The following is a 23,600-nucleotide window of genomic DNA, read 5'->3' on the forward strand; positions in this document are numbered from 1 at the left end:
CCCGGACTGGATGGAAATGCGGTTTCGTGCTATGGTTGTCGAGTTTTTATGAGCTATTTGTTTGGAGTTTCCGATGACCATTGAAACCGCAATTCGCGTTTGCGCGTCCTCGTCCGTCACGGCCACCGCCGCATTTTCCGCATGGCAAGCCGTTGAAACGAAACTGGAAAAAATCGGGGTCAACACGGACCGGCGGCGCGCCAGCCTGATCGGGCAATGCGCCCATGAAAGCGCGCGGTTCAGGACGCGGTTTGAAAACCTCAACTATTCCGCCGCCGGGCTGTGGAAGATCTTTCGCCGCCATTTCGTCTCCCAGGCCGAGACCAACTCCTTTGCCCGTCAACCGGAGAAGATTGCCAACCGGGTCTATGCCAACCGCATGGGCAATGGAAACGCGGCTTCGGGGGAGGGCTGGCGCTATCGGGGGCGCGGCTTTCTGCAACTGACCGGCAAGGACAACTATACCCGCTACGGCGCGGCGATCGGCGAGGATCTGGTGGCCAACCCCGACCGCGCGGCGGATCCGGATATTTGCTGGCTGATCGCGGCGGAGTATTTCGCGCGGACGCGGCGGTCGGGGCGGAACCTGCTGGAGTGGTCCGACGTTCCCGACATCGTCATGGTCAGCAAGGGGGTCAATGGCGGCACCCACGGGCTGGCGGATCGCGAGGTGCTGACCGGCAAGGCCCATGCAGAGCTGACCGGGGATGCCAGCACCGCCGAATGGCAGGCGCTGCTGTTGAACGCAGGGTTCAATCCGGGGCCGATCGACGGGTTGTTCGGGGCCAAGACCAAGGCCGCCCAAGAGGCCGCCGAGGCCCATTTCGGGGTAAGCGGCGAGGCGCTGCTCGCGGTTCTGCGCGGCATCGATTAAGCCGGGAACAAGCCGCGAACATCCCTTTTCCTGCCCGGCGGCATGGTCTACATTGCCCGCATGAGCAGTTTTGACGATATCGACGCCTTTGAGGGCGGATCGCTTTCGGCCCGCGCCATGGCCGCGCGTCCGCAACCCTATCTTGACGGGCTGAACCCGGCACAACGCGCGGCGGTCGAGCAATTGCAGGGTCCGGTGCTGATGCTGGCCGGGGCGGGCACAGGCAAGACCAAGGCGCTGACCGCGCGGATCGTGCACCTGATGAACACGGGCGCGGCCCGTCCGAACGAGATTCTGGCGGTGACCTTTACCAACAAGGCCGCGCGCGAGATGAAGACGCGCGTGGGCGGGATGCTGGGCCAGTCGATCGAGGGGATGCCGTGGCTGGGCACTTTTCACTCGATCTGTGTCAAGCTGCTGCGCCGTCATGCGGAGCTGGCCGGGCTGAAATCGAATTTCACCATCCTGGATACCGACGACCAGATCCGGCTGATGAAACAACTGATTTCCGCCGCCGGAATAGACGACAAACGCTGGCCCGCGCGGCAATTGGCGGGGATCATCGATGACTGGAAAAACCGCGCCCTGACCCCGGCCAGGGTGCCGGCGGCGGATGCGGGCGCCTATAATCATCGGGGCGTTGAACTCTATGCACAATACCAGGCGCGGCTCAAAGAGTTGAACGCCGTCGATTTCGGCGATCTGCTGTTGCACATGGTGACGATCTTTCAGACCCATAGCGACGTGCTCGAACAATACCAGCGCTGGTTCCGCTACATCCTCGTGGACGAGTACCAGGATACCAACGTGGCACAGTACATGTGGCTGCGGCTGCTGGCGGCGTCGCATCGCAACATCTGCTGTGTCGGGGATGACGACCAGTCGATCTATGGTTGGCGCGGCGCCGAGGTGGGCAATATCCTGCGGTTCGAAAAGGATTTTCCCGGTGCGCATGTGGTGCGGCTCGAGCAGAACTATCGTTCGACCCCGCATATCCTCGCGGCGGCCTCGGGCGTCATCCGCGGCAACGAGGGGCGGCTGGGCAAGGAATTGTGGACCGAGGCCGACGATGGCGAAAAGGTCCGGCTGATCGGTCATTGGGATGGCGAGGAAGAGGCTCGCTGGATCGGCGAGGAAATCGAGGCGATGCAGCGTGGCGCCCGCGGAATGCGACCTTTCGGGCTGGACGAAATGGCAATTCTGGTGCGCGCCAGCCACCAGATGCGCGCCTTTGAAGACCGCTTCCTGACCATCGGTCTGCCCTATCGGGTGATCGGTGGGCCGCGATTCTACGAGCGGATGGAGATCCGCGATGCCATGGCCTATTTCCGCGTTGTGGTCAGCCCCGAAGACGATCTGGCGTTCGAGCGGATCGTCAACACGCCCAAGCGTGGCCTCGGTGACAAGGCGCAGCAGACCATCCAGACCACCGCGCGGGCCAATGGCGTGCCGCTTGTCGAAGGTGCGCGGCTGGCGGTGCAGGGCGGGCTGATCAAGGGCAAGGGGGGCGCGGCTCTGGCGGCGCTGGTCGACGGCATCGCACGCTGGGGCCGTATGGCGGGTGACGCGGGGATGACCCATATGGAACTGGCCGAGATCATCCTGGATGAAAGCGGCTATACCGCCCATTGGCAGAACGACAAGACACCCGAGGCACCGGGACGGCTGGAAAACCTCAAGGAGCTGGTCAAGGCACTGGAAGGGTTTGAAAATCTTCAAGGGTTTCTGGAACATGTCAGCCTGATCATGGACAATGAAAAGGACGATGCCGGCGAAAAGGTCAGCATCATGACCCTGCACGCGGCCAAGGGGCTGGAGTTTCCCGCCGTGTTCCTGCCCGGTTGGGAAGACGGGCTGTTCCCGTCACAGCGCAGCATGGATGAAAGTGGTTTGAAGGGGCTCGAGGAAGAGCGCAGGCTGGCCTATGTGGGCATCACCCGCGCCGAGGAACTGTGCACGATCTCCTTTGCCGGCAACCGGCGCGTGTTCGGGCAATGGCAGTCACAGATGCCGTCGCGCTTCATCGACGAGCTGCCCGAGGAACATGTCGAGGTGCTGACCCCGCCGGGGCTGTATGGCGGCGGCTATGGCGCGGCGGGCATGGGGCAATCTGACATCTCGGAGCGGGTGGCCAGGGCGGATGGCTATAACTCGCCGGGCTGGAAGCGCTTGCAGGCGCGCTCGGGCGAGCGCGGGTTGTCGCAGCCAAAGGAAAGCCGCAACACGGTGATCGACCTGAACGCGGTGAGCAGTTTCACCATCGGCGAGCGGGTTTTTCACCAGAAATTCGGCTATGGCGCGGTGACCGGAATCGAAGGCGACAAGCTTGAGATCGAGTTCGAAAAGGCGGGGCCGAAAAAGGTGGTGGCCCGCTTTGTCAGCGCCAGCGACGATATCCCGTTCTGAGGCGGTACCCGCTCACAGGATCGGGCCGACGGTGGCCACCGCGTTGTTCCAGATGCGCCGCGGACGGCTCCAGCCATCGACATCTGCAAGGGTCACAAGATCGGAGTCGGCGATATAGTCGACCTGCCGCGCGGTGATATCGGCGGTCATCGCGCGATCACACAGCAGCAGGTTGTTCTCGAAATTCAGATCAAAGCTGCGCAGGTCGAGATTGGACGATCCGATCAGGCTGACCTCGTCATCGATGGTCAGGGTCTTGGCATGCAGCAGCCCGGCCCGGAATTCGTGAACCACCACCCCGGCTTCGAGCAGGTTGCGATAGCTGGAATGGCTGGCGGCGGCGACGATCCACGAGTCGTTCTGTTTCGGAAAGATCATCGTTACGGCCACCCCGCGAAAGGCAGCGGCGCAGATTGCTTCGAGGACGATGGCGTTGGGCACGAAATAGGGGGTCGAAATGGTGACACGCCTCCGAGCGCCGTTCATCAATGCCGAGAACAGGTGCGGCGTGGCCCGCCTGCGTTCGGTGGGACCGTCACCCATGATCTGCGCGATGCAACCGGGATCGTGCCGCTCCGGAGACAGCCGGAAATCGGCAAGTGATCCACCGGAATGGGCGATCCAGTCTGCGGCAAAGAGCAGTTGGTTCTGTGCCACGACCGGGCCTTCGATGCGCAGCATGATGTCGACCCACGGGGCATAGCGCGCCTTGACCCGGAATTCGGGGTCGGCGCAATTCTGGCTGCCGCAATAGGTGATCTTTCCGTCAATCACCGTGATCTTGCGATGATTGCGCAGGTCGAGCCGGCTCTTGAGAATCGTCGCGATCGGGTTGTTGATCGGCAGCGCCACCGAGACTTCGACACCGGCGGCGCGCATTTCCGCCCAGAGCGCGGATTTCACCAGAACCCGCGAGCCCAGACCATCGGCCATCGCCCGGCAGGTCACGCCGCGCCGCGCCGCGCGGATCAGCGCATGGGCGGTATTGGTGCCGGTCTCGTCATCAAGCCAGATGTAATACAGCACATGCACCTGGTGCCGGGCCGCGTCGATATCTTCGATCAGCCGGTCCCGCGCGGTTTGGGCGTCGGGCATGAGCTCGACCGCGTTACCCGAGACCGGCGCAAAGCCGTTGATCGAATGGCTATAGGAAAAGGCGGGAACAAAGCGATCGGGAATCTGATCGCTGGGATCGTGTTCGCCGGGTTGCAGATCACGCCCGGCGGCGTGAATTTTCTTGCTGACCGCGGCAATCCGTTTGCTGGCGGTATGTCCCAGATCGACCTCGCCGAACAGGAAATAGAGCACCGAGCCAAAGGCCGGCAGGACGCTGATCACCATGAACCAGGCCAGGCGCGTAGTCGCGGCGAGATCCTCGCGCAGCAGGATACGGATGCTGAACGAGACGACGATCAGGACATGGAGCCACAGGGCAAGCATCGAAGCGGTCTCTTCGTCAGGACAGGGGTGCGGTTCATCGCCAGCAGAAATGATTTGCTGCAGATTGGCAACGGGTGCCTTGGCCTGATTGCGGTTCGGGATGTTACGCGAGGGAGAGAAGATGCGGCGACACCAGGGAGGAGGAGAGGTGCCGCCGCACTCTTGCAACACCAGGGCGCAGGGAGGAGGAGAGCGCCCGGTGTATGGGGTCCGGTCTGTAGGACCGGTATGAGAGGCGCGGCGACACCAGGGAGGAGGAGAGGTGCCGCCGCACTCTTGCAACACCAAGGCGCAGGGAGGAGGAGAGCGCCCGGTGTATGGGGTCCGGTCCGTAGGACCGGTAGAAAGATGCGACGACACCAGGGAGGAGGAGGGGTGCCGCCGCTAGAAACAGACTCTCCAGGGAGGAGGAGAGGAGGGTCTGAATCCGGTTAACTGGTTTGACCCTGCGGTCAGCGTGCCTCGTAGGCCGCCTGGTGCGCGACGCGCCGGAGCATCGAGCGGTGCAGACCCAGATCCGCGAGTTCGCGATCGGAGAGGGCCGACAGTTCGTTCAGGGTCTCGCGGTAGACGCGATAGTTCTGAAAGCGTGTCTTGAGTCCCTGCAGCCAGTCAGCTGCAACCGGGGCGCTGTTTGATTTCTTCAGTGCAAGTGTGCTCATTGTTCTTTACCTCAGATGCGCCAGCGTTTGTTAGCGCTTCAACTTGACACCAAGATAGGCGAATGCTGCAGATGCACAATAGAAGTCTGAACAATGCTGCTATGCAGCAATTGCATGGGGTAAATGTATGTTTTACGGGCACTTGCGCCGAATTTGCCCAGAATGCGGGCGAATTTGCCGTCTTGGGTGGCGATCGTTCTGTCAGCGTAAACAATAGTCGGGGAGTCACCTTATGAAGTTGACGCAAGGTCATGTAAAAGAAGCACTTTCCACTCTGATTCTGCCAGATGGCGGTGATCTCGTGAGTCGCGACATGGTGCGGGCGATCTCGATCGAGGGCGGCGCGGTGCGTTTCGTGATCGAGGCCCCGTCGCCAGCGATCGCGCAGCAGATGGAGCCGCTGCGCCGGGCCGCCGAGGCCGCCGTGCTGGCGGTGGAAGGCGTCGAGAGCGTGTCGGTGGCCTTGACCGCCCACGCGGCGCCCGCACCCGCCGCACCAAGTCTCAAGATCGGGGGGCATCCCAAGCCGCAGGACGGTCCAATCCGACCTGGCGGGGTGGACCGGATCATCGCAATCGCGTCGGGCAAGGGCGGCGTGGGCAAATCCACCGTTTCCTCGAATCTCGCCGTGGCGCTGGCGCGGGCGGGGCGTCGGGTCGGGCTGCTCGATGCCGATATATACGGTCCCAGCCAGCCGCGCATGATGGGGGCCTCGGGCAGGCCCGCCTCGCCTGATGGCAAGACCATCATCCCGTTGCGGGCCCATGGGGTCACGCTGATGTCGATCGGGTTCATGGTCGAGGAGGGCAAAGCAGTTGTCTGGCGCGGGCCGATGTTGATGGGGGCACTGCAACAGATGCTGGGCCAGGTGGAATGGGGCGCGCTCGATGTGCTGATTGTCGATCTGCCACCGGGCACCGGGGATGTACAGCTTACGCTTTGCACCAAGTCGCAATTGACCGGGGCCATCGTGGTCAGCACACCGCAGGACGTGGCATTGCTGGATGCGCGCAAGGCGCTGGACATGTTTGCCACGCTCAAGACGCCGGTGCTGGGGATGATCGAGAACATGTCGGGCTTTGTCTGCCCGGATTGCGGCTCTGAACACCGGATATTCGGTCGTGGCGGGGTGGCCACCGAAGCGGAGAAGCTGGGTGTTCCGTTGTTGGGGGCGTTGCCCATCGACCTTGAAACCCGTCTCGCGGGGGATGCGGGCACGCCCGTCGCGGCGGGTGAAGGTCCGGCGGCGGATGCCTATGCCCGGATGGCGCGGCGTCTTGTTGATGGCGGCATGGCCTGAGCCAACCCGCATTGCGTCTGCCCGGAACGGTGCCGATTGGGCGCGCCCATATTCCACTGTCTATATATATAGTGTGACATATGTATAGTCCGGCGCTGCCTGTGCCCGCGCGCGCAATTCGGCCGGGGTACTCCGGTCTGGGAAATCATGGGACGCCCTGGCAATGCGGGCGAAATGACTCGAATCAAGCGGGACATTTCCCATGTGCCGCTGTGGATTTTCCAGTGGAAATCAGAACTTAACATGAACATCCGAGTCGGGAATGCCACATGTGGGAAATATTTCGGGAAATCGTGGGAAATTTTTCAAGTGGTTCGATTTTACTACATGTTGTGGTTGCTCCCTAATGGTGCTCAATTTGTGACAAAAATTCCACAGATTATGTGAATTTCGGGGGTTATCTTGATCAATCGGGCGTTGGCTGCTTAGCGCTTTCCCATAAAAAACTATTGCGTCCCATGAATTCCCGTGCGATCCCTTGGTCATCGGATGAAGAAGACAGCAGGGGCAGCGAACGACCCCGGACCAACGATAAGCAGGTTTCATACAGGCTTCGACTTCATCAGACCAAGAGATCCGGCGCGCAAGCGAGCAGACATCCCCCCAGGTGGCGCGCGCGACTGGACACCCGCTCAGCGGGACGATGGCGGCGGGTTGATCGGTGGCAGCGGATCAACCCGCCGTTTCTCATTCAGGGGGGCGAACGGACGGGCGTCGGGACACGCAAGGAAAGGCAGGGAACTTGGGCCGCAGGTTCAGAGGCGAAGGCCACCACAAGGTGGACACCAAGGGCAGGGTGACGATCCCGGCCTCCTTTCGCCGCGTTCTGGAATCCGGCGATCCCAATTTTCAGCCCGGCGACAATCCCGAGCTCGTGATCGTCTATGGCGATCACCGGCGAAACTACCTGGAATGCTACACGATGGAGGCCATCGACGAGGTCGATGCCAAGATCGACGCGATGCCGCGTGGTTCGATGGAGCGCAAGATGTTGCAGCGCCTGTTCCACGGTCAATCCTTTCCGACCAATGTTGACGAGACCGGGCGCCTGGTTCTGCCCGCCAAGCTGCGCAACAAGATCGGGTTGGAGGGTGAGGCGTTTTTCATCGCTGCCGGCGACACGTTCCAGATATGGAAGCCCGAGACCTATGATACCGAGGAATTGGCCAAGACCGAGGCCTGGCTGGACGATCTTCCCGACGATTTCGATCCCCTTGTCTTCCTGGACGGTGCCGCACCGCCCAGCGATGCCGGGGCTTGAACGGATGTCGGGCGAGGCCAATCCGGAGAGGTCTGATGCGCATATCCCGGTGCTGCTGCGCCCGCTGCTGGCCGCGGTTGCGCCGGTAGGCGGTGTCTGGCTTGACGGGACCTTTGGCGCGGGCGGCTATACACGCGGGCTGCTCGACGCGGGGGCGGCGCGGGTTGTGGCCGTCGATCGCGATCCGCTGGCCTTTGACATGGCGCAGGGCTGGGCCGGGCAATATGGCGACCGGCTGCGCATGCAGCAGGGTGTGTTCTCGCGGATGGACGATTATGCCAGCGACCTGGATGGCGTGGTGCTCGATTTAGGCGTGTCGTCAATGCAGCTGGACCTGGCCGAACGCGGGTTTTCCTTCATGAAAGACGGGCCGCTGGACATGCGCATGTCGCAAACCGGGGCATCGGCGGCGGATCTGGTGAACGAGGCGGGCGAAAGCGTGCTGGCGGACATCCTGTTCCACTATGGCGAGGAACGCGCCAGCCGGCGGATCGCGCGGGCGATCATCCGGGCACGCAGCGACGCGCCGATCACCCGCACACTGCAACTGGCCGAGGTCATCGAAGCCTGCCTGCCGCGCGCCAAGCCCGGCCAATCGCACCCGGCCACCCGCAGCTTCCAGGCGCTGCGCATTGCGGTCAACGAGGAATATGACGAGCTCTATCGCGGCCTCATGGCTGCCGAGCGGGCGCTCCGCCCCGGTGGGCAGCTCGCGGTGGTGAGTTTCCATTCCATCGAGGATCGCATGGTCAAACGGTTCCTCGCCGCGCGTGCCGGACAGGGGGGGCGGGCCAACCGCTATGCGCCCGAAGCCGAACAGGCCCCGCCGCAATTCACGCTCAAGTCGCGCAAGGCCATCGGGCCGGACGAGGTCGAACTTGCCGAGAACCCGCGCGCGCGGTCGGCCAAGCTGCGGGTTGCGATCCGCACCGAGGCCCCCGCCGGCGATGTCGATGCACAGGCCATCGGAACACCACAGCTGAAAGGAGGACGCTGATGCGCAGCATCGCATATGTTCTGGCCGCCCTGGCGGTGTTTGGACTGGCCTTCTGGGCCTATCGGGAAAACTATGCCACCCAGCGGGTTCTGGGTGAAACCCGGCAGTTGCAGCGTGAAATCGGAACGGCCCAGACGCGGCTCAGCGTGCTGCGCGCGGAATGGGCCTATCTGAACCGGCCCAACCGGCTGCGCGAACTGGCGAATATCAATTTCGACCGGCTGGGCCTTTTGCCGCTGCGCCCGGACCAGTTCGGCCGGGTCGACGAGGTGAGCTATCCGTCGGTAGACATGCTGCCGCTGATGAACCCGATCGACATTTCCACGCTGGCCGTGGAGGAGCCGCTATGATCCGCACGCCGCTGCGGCCGCTGGCCCGCATCCTGTCGGCGCGGGCCAAGGGGGAAAACCCCGACGTCATCGAGCGCGAGAACATCCGCCGCCGCCACGAGGAAATGCGCGACCGTACCCGCGCCCGCGCCGAGGGTCGATTGCTGGTTCTGGGCTTTTTCTTTTTCTGCGCTTTCGGCGTGGTTGGCCTGCGCATGGGGTTCCTTGCCACGTCCGAGGCCAAGGAGCCGGTTGCAAGCGGCGGCGATACCACCATTGCCACCCAGCGTGCGGATATCGTCGATCGCAAGGGCCGAATCCTGGCCACCAATTTCGAGACCCATTCGCTCTATGCACAGCCGCCCAACCTGATCGATCCGGTGGCTGCCGCCGAGGGGCTGGCGCGGATTTTCCCCGATCTCGAATCGGACCGGTTGCTCAGGGATTTCACCGGCAAGCGCAAGTTTGTCTGGATCAAGAAAAAGATCAGCCCCGAGCAGAAACAGGCGGTGCATGACCTGGGCGATCCGGGGCTGTTGTTCGGCCCGCGCGAGATGCGGCTGTATCCCAACGGCACGCTTGCGGCGCATGTGCTGGGCGGGGCGAGCTTTGGCAAGGAGGGCGTGAATGCCGCCGAGGTGATCGGCGTTGCCGGGGTCGAAAAGCAGTTCGACGATTACCTGCGCGATCCGTCCAACGGGACGAAACCGTTGCAATTGTCGCTGGACCTGACGGTGCAGGCGGCGGCCGAACGGGTGCTTTATGGCGGCATGAAGCTGATGAATGCGCGCGGGGCCACCTCGATCCTGATGGATGTGCATACGGGCGAAGTGATCTCGGTCGTGTCGCTGCCCGATTTCGACCCCAACGAGCGCCCGCGCCCGCCCACCTCGGGATTTGACCCCTCGGTGAGCCCGCTGTTCAACCGTGCGGTTCAGGGCGTGTACGAGCTTGGCTCGACCTTCAAGATCTTTGCCACCGCCCAGGCGATGGACCTGAACCTGGTTGGTCCGGAAACCATGATCGACATTCGCGGGCCGCTGCGGTGGGGCAAGTTCCGGATTTCGGATTTCCACTACTACGGCAAGGAATTGTCGGTGACCAAGATCATCGAAAAGTCCTCGAATATCGGCACCGCGCGGCTGGCGCAGCAGATCGGCGCTGCGCGCCAGAAACAGTTCATGGGTGCGCTTGGCATGTTGTCGGCGACGCCGTTCGAGGTGGTCGAGGCCAGCGGCGCGGATCCGTTGCTGCCGAAAAACTGGTCCGAACTCAGTGCGATGACGATCTCTTATGGCCATGGCCTCTCGGTCAGCCCGATGCATCTGGCGGCGGGCTATGCGGCGATTGCCAATGGCGGCTTTTACGTAAAGCCCACGATCCTGCGCCAGGACGGGCCGCAATACGGGCCGCGGGTGATGTCCGACCGGGCAGCGGCGGCGTCGCGCTACATGCTGCGCCGGGTGGTGACCGAAGGCACCGCGAGCTTTGGCGAGGTGCCCGGATACGGCGTGGCCGGCAAGACCGGGACCGCCGACAAGCCCAAGCCGCGCGGCGGGTATTACGAAGACAAGGTCATCGCGACCTTTGCCACCCTGTTCCCGGTGCAGGATCCGAAATACGTACTGATCGTCACGCTTGATGAACCGTCCGAGAATTCCGGCAGCAAGCCCCGGCGCACCGCCGGCTGGACTGCGGTGCCTGTCGCGGCCGAGATGATCGGTCGCATCGCACCGCTTCTGGGGGTGCGTCCTGACGTTGAACCGGGGCAATCCGCTGGTATAAGGCTGACTTCAAACTAGCCTTGGGGGCCGGGCATATGAGTACAGCCGAAACACCGCCGGTCAAGTCGCTGAGCCAACTGGCGCTGACCGCGCGCGGCGGGCGTGATCCGCAGATCACCGGCCTCGCCGTGGACAGCCGCGAGGTCAGGGACGGGTTCCTGTTCGCGGCCTTGCCCGGAACCCGCGTGCATGGGGGCGATTTCATCAAATACGCGCTGCGCATGGGGGCGGCGGCGATCCTGACCGATGCCGAAGGGGCGGCGCTGGCCGAGATCGAACTGGCGGCGTCCGACGCGGCGCTGGTGGTGGTCGAGGATCCGCGCCAGACGCTTGCCTTTACCGCCGCGCTCTGGTTCGCGGCACAACCCAGCACCGTCGTCGCGGTGACCGGCACCAACGGCAAGACCTCGGTCGCCACGTTCCTGCGGCAAATCTGGACCGAGCTGGGCCACGCGGCGATCAACCTCGGCACCACCGGGGTGGAAGGGGCATGGACCGCGCCGCTGGCCCATACCACGCCGGAACCGATCACCCTGCACCGCGCCCTGGCGGATGCGGCGACCAATGACATCACCCATGCGGCGATGGAGGCGTCAAGCCACGGGTTGGCGCAGCGCCGCCTGGATGGGGTGCACCTGGCGGCGGCGGGTTTCACCAATTTCACCCAGGATCACCTGGACTATCACGACACGTTCGAAGCCTATTTCGCCGCCAAGGCCGGGTTGTTCCGCCGCGTGCTGCCGGCGGAAGGTGCCGCCGTCATCAACCTTGACGATGACCGGGGGCCGGAAATGCGTGCCATCGCCGCCGCGCGCGGACAGCAGATCGTGACCACGGGCCGGGGGCTGGGGGATATCAACCTGCTGTCGCAGCGGTTTGATTCCACCGGGCAGGACATTCGCTTTACCCATCGCGACAAACCGTATCAGCTGCGCTTGAACCTGATGGGGGGCTTTCAGGCGCAGAACGTGCTTTTGGCCTGTGGCCTTGCGATTGCCTGTGGCGACGCGCCGGGGGATGTGTTTGACACGCTGCCGCGCCTGACCACGGTGCGGGGCCGGATGCAGCTGGCCGCGACCCGTTCGAACGGGGCCACGGTATTCGTGGACTATGCGCATACGCCCGATGCGGTGGCGACCGCGCTGGCGGCGCTGCGTCCCCATGTTCTCGGGCGATTGATCGCCATTGTCGGGGCGGGCGGGGATCGCGACGCGACCAAGCGCCCGTTGATGGGCCGCGCGGCGTCCGAGAACGCCGATCTTGTCATTGTGACCGATGACAACCCGCGCAGCGAAGACCCGGCCCTGATCCGCAAGGCGGTGCTGGAGGGCGCACCGGACGCAACCGAAGTGGGCGACCGTGCCGAGGCGATCCTGCGCGCCATTGACGAGCTGGGGCCGGGCGACGCCCTCCTGATCGCGGGCAAGGGACATGAAACCGGGCAGGTCGTCGGGGATGACGTGTTGCCCTTTGACGATGTGGAACAGGCCAGCGTTGCGGTGGCGGCACTGGACGGGGGGATGGCATGACGCTCTGGACCGCGCAAGAGGCCGCAGAGGCCACCGGGGGACGCGCACAGGGGGATTGGACCGCCGGTGGCGTGTCGATCGATACGCGCAGCCTGCAACCCGGCGACCTGTTCGTGGCGCTCAAGGCCGCGCGCGACGGGCATGATTTTGTCGCACAGGCGCTTGCCGGGGGCGCGGCGGCGGCGCTGGTCACACACAGGCCCGATGGGGTCGCGGCGGATGCGCCGCTGCTCGTCGTGGAAGATGTACAGGATGCGTTGGAGGGGCTGGGCCGCGCGGCACGTGCCCGAACCCGGGCCCACGTGGTTGCGGTGACCGGCAGCGTCGGCAAGACCTCGACCAAGGAAATGCTGGCCCGGATGCTGGGCGATCAGGGGCGGACCCATGCCAGTGTCGCCAGCTACAACAATCATTGGGGTGTGCCGCTGACATTGGCGCGGATGCCGCGTGACACCGAATTCGCGGTGATCGAGATCGGCATGAACCACCCCGGCGAGATCGAACCTCTGGCCCGCATGGCCCGTCCGCATGTGGCGATGATCACCACGGTGGCCGCGGTGCATCTCGAAGCCTTTGCCGACGTGGCGGCAATTGCCGCGGAAAAGGCGGCGATCCTTGACGGGCTTGAGCCGGGAGGCACCGCGATCCTGAATGCCGATATCGACACCGCCGGTATTTTGCGCGCCAAGGCCGAACAGGTGGGGGCCGCGATTGTCGATTTTGGAACCGCTGCGGGCCAGTACCGGCTGCTTGATGTCTCGGTGTCGGGTGACAGGACCATCGCCCGCGCGACGGTTCAGGGCGAACCGGTGCTGTTCAAGATCGCCACCGCGGGACGGCATTTTGCCATGAACGGGCTGGGGGCGCTGGCCGCGACCACTGCGCTTGGCGCGGATGCGGCGCTGGCGGTGCTCAGCCTCGGGCGCTGGAGCCCCTACCAGGGGCGCGGCGTGCGCGAAATTATCAGCATGGACCCGGTCGAGCCGGATCACGACCTGGTCCTGCTGGACGATGCCTATAACGCCAACCCGACATCGGTGGCGGCGGCGCTTGACGTGCTGGCGGCGACCGAAACCGGGCGGGGGCGGCGCATCGCGATCCTGGGCGACATGAAGGAACTGGGCCCGCAGGGGGCGGAAATGCATGCGGCGCTGGCCGATTTGCCGGCAATGGCGCGGATCGACACGGTGCATTGCGTCGGGCCGCTGATGGGCAGTCTGCACGCGGCGCTGCCCGCCGCCAAACGCGGGCGGCACGAAGACACCGCCGCCGCGCTGCTCGCGGTGTTGCGAAAAGTGGTGCATGGGGGCGATGTGGTGCTGGTCAAGGGGTCTCTCAGCATGAAGCTGGGCGAGATCGTTGACGCCATCCGCAAAATGAGTCATGGCGAGCCGGAATTCGCGACACAAGATAATGAGTAGGGGGCGTTGAGATGCTCTATTGGTTGACGGCCTTGTCCGACGGGGGAGATTTTTTCAACCTTTTCCGTTACATCACCTTTCGCGCCGGGGGGGCTTTCCTGACCGCGCTGATCTTTGGCTTCCTGTTTGGCAAGCCGTTGATCGCGGTGCTGCGCAAACGGCAGGGCAAAGGCCAGCCGATCCGCGATGACGGCCCCGAAGGTCACTTTGTCAAGGCCGGGACCCCCACGATGGGCGGGTTGCTGATTGTCGGCGCGCTGATCACCGCCACGCTGCTTTGGGCGCGGCTGGACAATCCGTTTGTCTGGCTGGTCCTGTTCGTGACGATGAGCTTTGCGGCCATTGGCTTTGCCGATGATTATGCCAAGGTCAGCAAACAGAACACCTCGGGCGTGCCCGGCAAATTGCGGCTGCTGCTCGGAATCCTGATCGCGGTGATCGCCTCGTGGTGGGCGGCACAATACCATCCCGAGAACCTGCAAGGACAGCTGGCCCTGCCGGTGTTCAAGGATACGCTGATCAATCTCGGATATTTCTATGTGCCCTTCGGGGTCATCGTGATTGTCGGGGCGGCCAATGCGGTCAACCTGACCGACGGGCTGGACGGTCTGGCGATCATGCCGGTGATGATCGCGGCCTCGACGCTGGGGGTGATTGCCTATGCGGTCGGGCGGGTCGATTTTACCGAATATCTTGACGTTCACTATGTGCCCGGCACCGGCGAGATCCTGATCTTCAGCTCGGCCCTGTTCGGCGGCGGGCTTGGCTTCCTGTGGTACAATGCGCCGCCCGCAGCCGTGTTCATGGGCGATACCGGCTCGCTCGCGCTTGGCGGCGCGCTCGGGGCCATCGCGGTTGCCACCAAGCACGAGCTGGTGCTGGCGGTGGTCGGCGGGCTGTTCGTGGTCGAAGCGCTCAGCGTCATCATCCAGGTGCTGTACTTCAAGAAAACCGGCAAGCGCGTGTTCCTGATGGCGCCGATCCACCACCATTACGAAAAGAAGGGATGGGCGGAGCCCACCATCGTCATCCGGTTCTGGATCATCTCGCTGATCCTTGCGATGATCGGCCTTGCCACGCTCAAGGTGCGCTGATCGGCGGTGCCGTCCGGAGGCGTGACGGGCGTGCAATGACACAGGTGGTTGTTCGGGGAGAAATGCGTGTCGCTTGAGACGCTGGTGCAGGAGTTCGGCTTGCCCGGGATCGTTGTCGGCACCGTGGCCGAAGGCGACACCGTGGCCTTTCTCGGCGGCGTTCTGGCACATCGCGGCCTCTTGCCCTTTGCCGGTGTCGTGCTCGCGGCGGCGCTTGGCGGGTGGCTGATCGACAATGCGATGTTCCTGCTCGGGCGACATGCCGGGCACCGGGCCTTTGTGCAAAAGCAACTCGCGCGCGGCCCGGTCTCGGCCCTGCGCACCCGGATCAAACGGTACCCGGTGACCGCGGTGCTGGGATTTCGGTTCATCTATGGGATGAAGACGGTCGGCGCGATCCTGATCGGGATGACGCCGGTGCCCTGGCCGCGCTTTGCGTTGCTGGACCTGCTGGCCACGCTGATCTGGGCGCTGGTGCTGTGCGGGTTGGGCTTTGGTGTCGGGGGCACCATACGCACGGTGTTCGGGCATGTGGAATTGCACTTGCACCTCGGGCTCGCTGCGGCGATTTTCCTGACCGGGCTGCTGGCGATGGTGCTGGCGCTGCGATGGTGGAACAAGCACAGGAGAGGTCCGCGATGATCCCAGTCACGGGTATGGCCGAGCGGCAGGTTGCGGTTCTGGGGCTCGGGCGATCCGGGCTGAGCGCGGCGCGGGCGCTCCGGGCGGGTGGCGCGACTGCGATCTGTTGGGATGATAACCCGGCAGCGCGCGCCAGGGCCGAGGCCGAGGGGTTCACCTGTCGCGACCTGTCGCGCAACGATGCCTTTGACGACATTGCCACGCTGATTGTCAGCCCCGGCATTCCGCATCTCTATCCCGCGCCGAACCCGGTGGTCGCCGCCGCATTGCGGGCGGGTGTGCCGGTGGACAACGATATCGGGTTGTTCTTTCGCTCCTTTGCGACGCGGGAATGGGACAAGTTCGACAGCCCGCCGCGCGTAGTGGCCGTTACCGGGTCAAACGGGAAATCGACCACCGCCGCGCTGATCCATCATATCCTGACCGAAAGCGGCCGCAGCGCGCAGCTGGCCGGGAATATCGGGCGCGGGGTGCTGGACATCGATCCGCCGGGGGATGGCGAGATCGTGGTGCTGGAGCTGAGCAGTTACCAGACCGATCTGGCGCGGGCACTGACGCCGGATATCGCGGTCTTTACCAACCTGTCGCCGGATCACCTGGATCGCCATGCGGGGCATGGGGGGTATTTCGCCGCCAAGCGCAGGCTGTTTGCCGAGGGCGGGCCGGATCGCGCCGTGGTGGGCGTGGATGAGCCCGAGGGCGAGTTCCTGGCCGGGCAATTGTCCGAAGGGCCCGCCGATGACCGGGTGATCCGAGTGTCGGTGACGCGCAAGCCGACCGGTCCGGGCTGGCAGGTCGCGGCCCGCAAGGGGTTCCTGTCGGAGTTTCGCAAGGGACGGCAGGCGGGCTCGATCGACCTGCGCCAGATCGCGGGCCTGCCGGGGGCGCATAACCATCAGAATGCCTGTGCCGCCTATGCCGCCTGCCGCGCCCTCGGGTTGGCCCCGCGGGTGATCGAACAGGCATTGCACAGCTATCCCGGCCTGCCGCATCGCAGCCAGATCATCGCAGAGGCGGGCGGGGTGACCTATGTGAATGACAGCAAGGCCACCAACGTGGACAGCGCGGCCAAGGCGCTGAGCGCATTCGCGCGGATTCGCTGGATCTGTGGCGGTCTTGAAAAACAGGGCGGTCTGGCCGAACTGAACGCGGCAAGCGGTGCCGTGGTCAAGGCCTATGTGATCGGGCGCGAGGCGGCGAATTTCGCGATGCAGCTGGAGGTGGAAACCGAGATCTGCACCACCATGGCCCAGGCGGTGGAACGCGCCATGGCGGAGGCCGAGCCGGGAGACACGGTGCTGCTGGCGCCGGCGGCGGCGAGTTTCGATCAATATGACAATTTCGAACAGCGCGGCGAGGATTTCACAGCCGAGGTCCGCCAGCGGCTGGCGGATCCGGCCTCGTAGGGTCCCGCGAGAGGGACAGTTGCAATCGCGAGCAGGTAGGCCCTGATCCCATCAGCCGCACGCCACATCTTGTGCCTTGCAATCCCAGGCGCCAAGGCAATCCGCATGTGTTGAATAGCCATGCGCGACAGTTGGTGACGGTCTCTACGAACCGCGAAAACCGCTTCCGGAACGGGCGTGCCTGAGTCGTCGAATATACGTTTGCATTCAATGTTTTAGGAGAGAAACAGACTTTCAGGTCTGATATGGTGCGGTCGAGAAGACTCGAACTTCCACGGGTGTTACCCCACAGCGACCTCAACGCTGCGCGTCTACCAATTCCGCCACGACCGCACGTCAGGGCTGGTGGAGCGGGCTATAGACCAAGCGCAACACCTTGTGAAGAGGCTATTTCATACTTTCTGATCGATTGTCGATCCATGTTCCCCTTCCCTCGTCGGCGGCACCGCGTTAAAGCGGCGGCATGGTGGAATGGATTACATCGGACGGGCTTGTCGATTATGATCAGGCCGTCGACTTCATGGAGCAACGCGCCGCTGGCATTTCTGCGGGGACGGCCGATGAATGCGTTTGGCTGCTCGAGCACCCACCGCTCTACACCGCCGGGACCAGCGCCCGGCCACAGGACCTGACCGACCCCGACCGCTTTCCGGTCTATCCCACCAAACGCGGCGGGCAATATACTTATCACGGCCCGGGTCAGCGCGTGGTCTACGTGATGCTCGACGTGGGCAAGCGGGGCCGCGATGTGCGCCGGTTTGTGCAGCAGCTTGAAACCTGGGTGATCGCGGCGCTTGCCGAGTTCAATGTCACCGGACACATCCGCGATGGGCGTGTCGGCGTCTGGGTTGTCCGCGATGACAAGCCACTGACGGCCAGCGGGTCCAATCCCGAGGACAAGATCGCCGCCATCGGAATCCGCCTGCGCAAATGGATCAGCTTTCACGGCATCTCGATCAATGTCGAACCGGAGCTTGATCATTTCACCGGGATCGTCCCCTGTGGGATCACTGAACACGGTGTCACCAGCTTGGTCGATCTCGGGCATCCTGTCACGATGAACGATGTCGACGTTGCGCTCCGGCGCAGCTTTGACGAGGTTTTCGGGGAATAGGCGGTTGACTGCTGTTGAGGCCGGCCCCCGGGTTTGCCGCGGGCTGACCCGCGCTCAGGCCTTAGTCAGGGGCAGTGGCCTGAACGATAGCGTAGTCGCCGGGTTTTGCGGGGTGACGACGACACCTTTTCAAGCTCCTGATCGCACAAGGGAAGGGGCGTTCCGTCGCCGTTCGGGCAAGGGCAGGCCCTGCTCGAACGGTTCTGAATTCGCAGCTAGGCGCGCGATTGGAACATTCCGGCCCGATGGCTTGTCGCCATTCTGTCAGCGCGTGAACTTCTTGAACTTCATCCGTGTGGGTTCGACGTCGCCCAGACGACGTTTCTTGTCTTCTTCGTAGTCCTCGAAGTTGCCTTCGAACCATTCCACGTGGGCGTCGCCTTCGAAGGCGAGGATGTGGGTGCAGATGCGGTCGAGGAAGAACCGGTCGTGCGAGATGACCACGGCGCAGCCGGCGAAGTCGACCAGCGCGTCTTCCAAAGCGCGGAGGGTTTCGACGTCAAGGTCGTTGGTCGGTTCATCCAGCAGCAGCACGTTGCCGCCTTCTTTCAAAAGGCGGGCCATGTGCACGCGGTTGCGTTCACCGCCCGAGAGCAGGCCGACCTTTTTCTGCTGATCGCCGCCCTTGAAGTTGAAAGACGAACAATAGGCGCGGGAATTGACCTGTGCATCACCAAGTTCGATGATCTCGGCTCCGCCGGTGATCGCCTCCCACACGGTGTCGTTGGCGTTGAGGTCATCGCGGGACTGATCGACATAGGACAGATCGACCGTGTCGCCGTATTCAACGGTGCCCGCATCGGGTTTTTCCTGACCGGTCAGCATTTTGAACAGGGTCGATTTACCGGCACCGTTGGGGCCGATCACGCCGACAATGCCGCCGGGGGGCAGGGAGAAATCCAGCCCTTCGATCAATTGCTTGTCGCCCATGTGTTTGGACAGGCCGGTGACTTCGATCACCTTGGAGCCAAGGCGCGGACCGTTGGGAATGACGATCTGGGCGCGGGTCAGTTTCTCGCGCTCGGACTGTTCGGCAAGGTCGTTATAGGCGTTGATCCGGGCCTTGGATTTTGCCTGGCGGGCCTTGGCACCCTGACGCATCCATTCCAGTTCGCGTTCCAGCGTTTTCTGCCTGGACTTGTCTTCGCGGGCTTCCTGCTCGAGCCGTTTGGCCTTTTGTTCGAGCCATGCGGAATAGTTGCCCTCGTACGGGATGCCGCGGCCTCGGTCGAGTTCGAGAATCCAACCGGTGATGTCATCAAGGAAATACCGGTCGTGGGTGACGATCAGGATCGTGCCCTTGTAGTCGATCAGGTGCTGTTGCAGCCACGCGATGGTTTCCGCATCCAGGTGGTTGGTCGGTTCGTCAAGCAGCAGCATGTCGGGCGCTTCGAGCAGCAGTTTGCAAAGCGCGACGCGACGCTTTTCACCGCCCGAGAGGTTGGCGATTTCCGCATCGTCCGGCGGGCAGCGCAGGGCCTCCATCGACACGTCGATCTGGCTGTCGAGATCCCAGAGGTTTTCGGCATCGATCTTGTCTTGCAGCTCGGCCATCTCATCGGCGGTTTCGTCGCTGTAGTTCATCGCCAGTTCGTTGTAGCGGTCAAGGATCGCCTTTTTGGGGGCAACGCCCAGCATGACGTTTTCGCGCACCGAGAGGCTCTCATCCAGCTTGGGCTCCTGCGGCAGATAGCCGACCTTGGCGCCCTCGGCGGCCCAGGCCTCGCCGGTGAAATCCTTGTCGAGCCCGGCCATGATTTTCATCAGGGTGGATTTACCCGCGCCGTTGACGCCGACAACACCGATTTTCACGCCGGGCAGGAAATTCAGGTGGATGTTTTCAAAGCATTTCTTGCCGCCGGGATAGGTCTTGGAGACCCCTTGCATGTGATAGACGAATTGATAGGCAGCCATGATCGCACTCCGCGTCGCAAATAGGGTTGGGCCTACTTAGACAGTCGGCGGCGCAAGCGCAATCGCCTGCGCCCGGTGACGCAACACGCCGATGGTTCCGCTTCGGGTTCTGTTTGACACGCGCGTTGTTTTGCGACCATCACTGCGCCGATGCGTTGTGATTTTCCCCAGGCCCGGCCGGGTCAAAGCATAGGTCTGTTTGGCGGGTCCTTTGACCCGCCCCATGCGGGGCATGTGCATGTCACCCGCGAGGCATTGAAACGGTTCGGGCTGGATCGTGTCTGGTGGCTGATCTCTCCGGGCAATTTGCTCAAGGCGCGTGGCCCCGCACCGATGGCGAGCCGGATCCGCGCGGCGCGTCACATGATGGAGCATCCCCGCGTACAGGTCACCGATATCGAGGCGCGTCTGGGGACTCGGGCGACGGCGGATACGCTCAGGCATCTGCGCCTGCTCTATCCCGGAGTGCGCTTTGTCTGGTTGATGGGGGCGGACAACCTTGCGCAGTTTCACCGCTGGAGAGACTGGCATGACATCATGCGATCGGTGCCCCTGGGGGTTCTGGCGCGCCCCGGAGACCGCATTTCGGCCCGCATGTCACCAGCGGCGCGCATCTATCGACGCTATCGGATCAGCGGGCAGGCCAGCCAGACCCTGAAACATGCTGTGGCTCCTGCCTGGTGTTTCGTGAATGTGCCGATGGTCAACCTGAGCTCGACCGCGATTCGGGCGCAGCGTTTCAATGGGCAGGCCCCGGTTCGGCGCTGAGGCAATGCAGGTTGTGCATACTTTATTTTTTACAAGGATTCCGCTAAGGTAGGTTGTTATTTTTGAACAAGCTCGCCTCTTGGGAGGTTCGCATGGTATTTCGTACCGCTACTTTTGCCGCGATTATTGCCGCGGCTCCGGCATGGGCGACGGGACAGGAAACCGTTCTGCCGATCTCGGACGTGATCGACGCGTTCAAGGCAGAGATCCGCAATGTGCAGGGTGAAACCGGGTTCCGTTGCAGCTTTGCCATCACGTCGGTGGATTTCAGCTTTCTCGCCCAGACGCATGTTCAGACCAAGTCGGGGGTGAACGGCAAGTTCGAGGTTTTCGGGATCAAGCTGGGCGGCAGCGCCGAGTCCTCCGAGAACAACAGACACACCAGCCGTATCAAGCTGACGCTTGTGCCGCGCGAGGCAGGAGGCATGGAACAGGTCGGGGGCAGCGCACAGGTGGTGCTGGGATTTGGCGACCTGATCCGGCAGACCAAGGAACAGATCGAGGAAACGGCAGGCAATGACGATGCGCTCATGGTTCAGGAAATTGTCATCCAGACCGGGTTTCAGATCGAGCGCGCGCAATCAGGCAAATTGGAAGTCATCGTGACCGGGGAGGCCGGTACGGGATCGCAGGATCAGCACGAGGTCGTGCTGAACCTTGGCCCGTCGGTTGACGGCGGATGCTAGCGGCACTGCGGGGGCTGCTCCCGGGTCTTTGGCTCGGGCTGGCGGTCGGGGGGACGGCGGCTTGGGCGCAAGAGCTGAACCCCGATTCCTACCCGCCCAAGGTGGCCGAGGTCATCAAGCATTCCGTGGTGCGCCTTGGGGATGCGCGCAGCTCGGGCACCGGGTTCCTGGTCAGCAACCAGGGCCATATCGTCACCGCCTGGCATGTGCTTGAATCGATCAATCAAAGGCGTGTGCCAAATGGAAAAATCTCTTTTGTCAAAAGCATTTACCAGGTCAATTTCTCGGGGGCGGGCAGGGAATGCCGGGTTCTGGCGGACCTGATCGGGGCCAGCGTGTTCCGCGATATCGCGGCGCTGCGTATCCGGCCGCATACTTGGGCCAAGCGCGATGAGGACGGCCATTGTCTAAACGGGGTCAGGCCGGTGGAGATCGATTGGCACCTGGACCCGACGGTGGATGCCTCGCAGCTGGACTACCCCTATTACAGCGCCCCGCATTTCCCCATCGGTTTCCCGGCGAAATGTGCCGACTGGACCAAAGACGCGCCGAGATGGGCCGGGCAGGGAAACGGGTTTCATTGCCCGCTGCGCGGTTTCAACGCGTTCAAGACCGGCGTGCGCCGGGCCGAGGATGAGCTGGGGCTGATCGAGCTGTCCGAGGCGGTGGAGCACGGGTTCAGCGGCGGCCCCGTGGTACTCGAGAACGGGCGTGTCGTCGGCATGACGATCCTGCGCGACTGGGAAGAGAAAAACGCGGTCAGCCGCCTGATCCCTTCGCCGATGCTGGAGGGACCATTATGGACCTTTGGCGTTGCGGTGGACAAGCAGAACCGGGTTCTGGGCGACCATCACGAGGCGATGCTCGACTATATCGCGCGCAAGGATGAAATCGTACACGCGCTGGAAGCCTTTGAAGAGATGTACAGTTTTCTCAGCGTGCCGGAATTGCTCGGCAAGCAGAGCGGGTTCTTGCGGGTAAGGCAACCGGGCAAGGATGACGTGTACCTGCCGCAATTCATGTTCGAACGCCGCTGGGCCAATGCGCCCGATCCGGCGAAATTCGATGTGAGCCATTCCTGTATTCCGAGGGACCCGGCCCTTGCCTCGCTGCTGCTGTTCAACTCGGTGGCGGTGCAATTGCAGGCGCTGAGGGACAAGATGTTCGCCAATTACCGCTACGAGATGACGATACCGGTCTACATGGTGGCAACATCGGGCGGTGCCGGGGCCTTGCCGCCGCCGCCGCGCAGCCCGCGATACCCGTTGCAGGTCACCGGTTCGATGACGTCGAACATCGTCGATCTGACCATGTTGCTGTGGCAATGTTCGAGCATGCATCAGATGATGCTGGGGCAGGTCATCGCGGATTTCAATTCGCACCCGGAAAAGTACCACATCGTCAAGGACGGGCAAAACCAGCTGCGGCGCGAGGGCGAGATCATCAAGAGCTATCTGGAAAACGGTTTGCCCGACATGATCAATGGCAACCCCTACAAGGAGATCGTGTTTTCGATCGCTGCCGTGTTCAGCGATGGTAGCAGCGAAACCCTGCGGCATCCCTATGAAAAGGTAGTTCTGTCGCTTGACCCCATTCAGGAGGTTGGCCATGGGCGCTAGGTTGCTATTGGGCCTGCTTGTGGCGTTTGCCCTTGGCGCCGACGGGGCGGGGGCGGAGGGGGCCTTGCAATGCCGCGCCATGCCCGCGATCGATGCGCAGGACACGCGCAATTCCTGTGATGTCGAACCGGCGCTCGACAGCTTGTTGCAGCCGGTCCAGTATAACATGTGCCCCTATGGCACCGGGTATTATTGCGTGACCTTCTATGGCACCTGCCAGCTCTACCAGCCATTGTGCATCGGGGCCCCTTGTTATTGCCCGTCGGTATACGGGCCTGTCTGGGGCAATGTGAACTGATCCGGGGGGCGCGGGATGGCGCTTGTGTTTTTGGTTGAACGGCGGCTACTGTCCTA

General features: G+C 63.2%; 20 protein-coding genes and 1 tRNA gene. 17 read left to right on the top strand and 4 right to left on the bottom strand.

The features are described 5' to 3' along the window. Positions 1-73: 73 nt before the first annotated feature. A complete protein-coding gene (locus ACP15R_RS19110; RefSeq protein ID WP_424987828.1) occupies positions 74-874 on the top strand; it encodes a glycoside hydrolase family 19 protein in 801 nt (266 codons plus the stop codon). A gap of 60 nt (positions 875-934) precedes the next feature. Next, positions 935-3,280: an ATP-dependent helicase gene (locus ACP15R_RS19115; RefSeq protein ID WP_424987829.1), complete on the top strand. Its 2,346-nt coding sequence runs from the start codon at positions 935-937 to the stop codon at positions 3,278-3,280. A 12-nt stretch (positions 3,281-3,292) separates the two neighbouring features. Here the strand turns inward: ACP15R_RS19115 and cls are convergent, their stop codons facing one another. Both cls and ACP15R_RS19125 read right to left on the bottom strand, forming a co-directional pair. After that, positions 3,293-4,720, bottom strand: a complete 1,428-nt coding sequence (cls, locus tag ACP15R_RS19120) for a cardiolipin synthase (RefSeq protein WP_424987831.1) — start codon at positions 4,718-4,720, stop codon at positions 3,293-3,295. A gap of 452 nt (positions 4,721-5,172) precedes the next feature. Further along, positions 5,173-5,382, bottom strand: coding sequence for a DUF1127 domain-containing protein (locus tag ACP15R_RS19125; RefSeq protein WP_424987832.1), 210 nt, complete (start codon positions 5,380-5,382; stop codon positions 5,173-5,175). A gap of 232 nt (positions 5,383-5,614) precedes the next feature. On the opposite strand from ACP15R_RS19125, the gene ACP15R_RS19130 reads away from it, so the two are divergent. The 10 genes from ACP15R_RS19130 (at position 5,615) to murD (ending at position 17,145) form a co-directional block, all read left to right on the top strand. Then, positions 5,615-6,682, top strand: a complete 1,068-nt coding sequence (locus ACP15R_RS19130) for a P-loop NTPase (protein WP_424987834.1) — start codon at positions 5,615-5,617, stop codon at positions 6,680-6,682. A gap of 742 nt (positions 6,683-7,424) precedes the next feature. Next, positions 7,425-7,943, top strand: a complete 519-nt coding sequence (gene mraZ, locus ACP15R_RS19135) for a division/cell wall cluster transcriptional repressor MraZ (RefSeq protein WP_424987835.1) — start codon at positions 7,425-7,427, stop codon at positions 7,941-7,943. Then, positions 7,897-8,940 carry a 16S rRNA (cytosine(1402)-N(4))-methyltransferase RsmH gene (gene rsmH / locus ACP15R_RS19140; protein WP_424987836.1) on the top strand — a complete coding sequence of 348 codons (1,044 nt, stop codon included), beginning with the start codon at positions 7,897-7,899 and terminating at the stop codon, positions 8,938-8,940. Before mraZ ends, rsmH begins: the two co-directional genes overlap by 47 nt. After that, positions 8,940-9,290: a cell division protein FtsL gene (ftsL, locus tag ACP15R_RS19145; protein ID WP_424987837.1), complete on the top strand. Its 351-nt coding sequence runs from the start codon at positions 8,940-8,942 to the stop codon at positions 9,288-9,290. Before rsmH ends, ftsL begins: the two co-directional genes overlap by 1 nt. Next, positions 9,287-11,071 (top strand): peptidoglycan D,D-transpeptidase FtsI family protein, encoded by a 1,785-nt coding sequence (locus tag ACP15R_RS19150; protein WP_424987838.1) that lies wholly within the window; start codon positions 9,287-9,289, stop codon positions 11,069-11,071. The genes ftsL and ACP15R_RS19150 overlap by 4 nt, the downstream gene beginning before the upstream one ends. Positions 11,072-11,088: 17 nt before the next feature. Beyond that, a complete protein-coding gene (locus ACP15R_RS19155) occupies positions 11,089-12,582 on the top strand; it encodes a UDP-N-acetylmuramoyl-L-alanyl-D-glutamate--2,6-diaminopimelate ligase (protein ID WP_424987839.1) in 1,494 nt (497 codons plus the stop codon). Next, positions 12,579-14,003 (top strand): UDP-N-acetylmuramoyl-tripeptide--D-alanyl-D-alanine ligase, encoded by a 1,425-nt coding sequence (locus tag ACP15R_RS19160; RefSeq protein ID WP_424987840.1) that lies wholly within the window; start codon positions 12,579-12,581, stop codon positions 14,001-14,003. Before ACP15R_RS19155 ends, ACP15R_RS19160 begins: the two co-directional genes overlap by 4 nt. A gap of 11 nt (positions 14,004-14,014) precedes the next feature. Next, a complete protein-coding gene (gene mraY / locus ACP15R_RS19165) occupies positions 14,015-15,097 on the top strand; it encodes a phospho-N-acetylmuramoyl-pentapeptide-transferase (protein WP_424987841.1) in 1,083 nt (360 codons plus the stop codon). 66 nt (positions 15,098-15,163) lie between these two features. Further along, positions 15,164-15,739, top strand: coding sequence for a DedA family protein (locus ACP15R_RS19170; protein ID WP_424987842.1), 576 nt, complete (start codon positions 15,164-15,166; stop codon positions 15,737-15,739). Continuing rightward, entirely contained in the window at positions 15,736-17,145 is a 1,410-nt protein-coding gene (gene murD, locus ACP15R_RS19175; protein ID WP_424987844.1) for a UDP-N-acetylmuramoyl-L-alanine--D-glutamate ligase, read from the top strand. The genes ACP15R_RS19170 and murD overlap by 4 nt, the downstream gene beginning before the upstream one ends. A 246-nt stretch (positions 17,146-17,391) precedes the next feature. Here the strand turns inward: murD and ACP15R_RS19180 are convergent. Continuing rightward, positions 17,392-17,478 (bottom strand) — tRNA-Leu (locus ACP15R_RS19180). 130 nt (positions 17,479-17,608) lie between these two features. Between ACP15R_RS19180 and lipB the strand changes: the two genes are divergently transcribed. Continuing rightward, complete coding sequence (lipB, locus tag ACP15R_RS19185; protein WP_424987845.1) at positions 17,609-18,259, top strand: lipoyl(octanoyl) transferase LipB; 651 nt, start codon at positions 17,609-17,611, stop codon at positions 18,257-18,259. Between the two features lie 264 nt (positions 18,260-18,523). Here the strand turns inward: lipB and ettA are convergent, their stop codons facing one another. Then, positions 18,524-20,173 carry an energy-dependent translational throttle protein EttA gene (gene ettA / locus ACP15R_RS19190; RefSeq protein WP_424987846.1) on the bottom strand — a complete coding sequence of 550 codons (1,650 nt, stop codon included), beginning with the start codon at positions 20,171-20,173 and terminating at the stop codon, positions 18,524-18,526. A gap of 150 nt (positions 20,174-20,323) precedes the next feature. Here ettA and ACP15R_RS19195 point away from each other — a divergent pair, with 150 nt between their 5' ends. The 4 genes from ACP15R_RS19195 (at position 20,324) to ACP15R_RS19210 (ending at position 23,544) form a co-directional block, all read left to right on the top strand. Beyond that, positions 20,324-20,941 (top strand): nicotinate-nucleotide adenylyltransferase, encoded by a 618-nt coding sequence (locus ACP15R_RS19195; RefSeq protein ID WP_424987847.1) that lies wholly within the window; start codon positions 20,324-20,326, stop codon positions 20,939-20,941. Positions 20,942-21,033: 92 nt separating this feature from the next. Continuing rightward, positions 21,034-21,627: a trypco2 family protein gene (locus tag ACP15R_RS19200; protein ID WP_424987848.1), complete on the top strand. Its 594-nt coding sequence runs from the start codon at positions 21,034-21,036 to the stop codon at positions 21,625-21,627. Next, the gene (locus ACP15R_RS19205; protein WP_424987850.1) at positions 21,621-23,246 is read left to right on the top strand and encodes a S1 family peptidase; all 1,626 of its coding nucleotides are present in this window, start codon (positions 21,621-21,623) and stop codon (positions 23,244-23,246) included. The genes ACP15R_RS19200 and ACP15R_RS19205 overlap by 7 nt, the downstream gene beginning before the upstream one ends. Beyond that, positions 23,236-23,544, top strand: a complete 309-nt coding sequence (locus tag ACP15R_RS19210; RefSeq protein ID WP_424987851.1) for a hypothetical protein — start codon at positions 23,236-23,238, stop codon at positions 23,542-23,544. The genes ACP15R_RS19205 and ACP15R_RS19210 overlap by 11 nt, the downstream gene beginning before the upstream one ends. Positions 23,545-23,600: the final 56 nt, after the last annotated feature.

The organism is Microbulbifer sp. S227A, from assembly GCF_049800935.1.

Coding starts and splice junctions, on each gene's coding strand:
- ACP15R_RS19110 (WP_424987828.1), top strand. CDS start 74: ATGACCATTGAAACCGCAATTCGCGTTTGCGCGTCCTCGTCCGTCACG.
- ACP15R_RS19115 (WP_424987829.1), top strand. CDS start 935: ATGAGCAGTTTTGACGATATCGACGCCTTTGAGGGCGGATCGCTTTCG.
- cls (WP_424987831.1), bottom strand. CDS start 4,720: ATGCTTGCCCTGTGGCTCCATGTCCTGATCGTCGTCTCGTTCAGCATC.
- ACP15R_RS19125 (WP_424987832.1), bottom strand. CDS start 5,382: ATGAGCACACTTGCACTGAAGAAATCAAACAGCGCCCCGGTTGCAGCT.
- ACP15R_RS19130 (WP_424987834.1), top strand. CDS start 5,615: ATGAAGTTGACGCAAGGTCATGTAAAAGAAGCACTTTCCACTCTGATT.
- ftsL (WP_424987837.1), top strand. CDS start 8,940: ATGCGCAGCATCGCATATGTTCTGGCCGCCCTGGCGGTGTTTGGACTG.
- ACP15R_RS19150 (WP_424987838.1), top strand. CDS start 9,287: ATGATCCGCACGCCGCTGCGGCCGCTGGCCCGCATCCTGTCGGCGCGG.
- ACP15R_RS19155 (WP_424987839.1), top strand. CDS start 11,089: ATGAGTACAGCCGAAACACCGCCGGTCAAGTCGCTGAGCCAACTGGCG.
- ACP15R_RS19160 (WP_424987840.1), top strand. CDS start 12,579: ATGACGCTCTGGACCGCGCAAGAGGCCGCAGAGGCCACCGGGGGACGC.
- mraY (WP_424987841.1), top strand. CDS start 14,015: ATGCTCTATTGGTTGACGGCCTTGTCCGACGGGGGAGATTTTTTCAAC.
- murD (WP_424987844.1), top strand. CDS start 15,736: ATGATCCCAGTCACGGGTATGGCCGAGCGGCAGGTTGCGGTTCTGGGG.
- lipB (WP_424987845.1), top strand. CDS start 17,609: ATGGTGGAATGGATTACATCGGACGGGCTTGTCGATTATGATCAGGCC.
- ettA (WP_424987846.1), bottom strand. CDS start 20,173: ATGGCTGCCTATCAATTCGTCTATCACATGCAAGGGGTCTCCAAGACC.
- ACP15R_RS19195 (WP_424987847.1), top strand. CDS start 20,324: ATGCGTTGTGATTTTCCCCAGGCCCGGCCGGGTCAAAGCATAGGTCTG.
- ACP15R_RS19200 (WP_424987848.1), top strand. CDS start 21,034: ATGGTATTTCGTACCGCTACTTTTGCCGCGATTATTGCCGCGGCTCCG.
- ACP15R_RS19205 (WP_424987850.1), top strand. CDS start 21,621: ATGCTAGCGGCACTGCGGGGGCTGCTCCCGGGTCTTTGGCTCGGGCTG.
- ACP15R_RS19210 (WP_424987851.1), top strand. CDS start 23,236: ATGGGCGCTAGGTTGCTATTGGGCCTGCTTGTGGCGTTTGCCCTTGGC.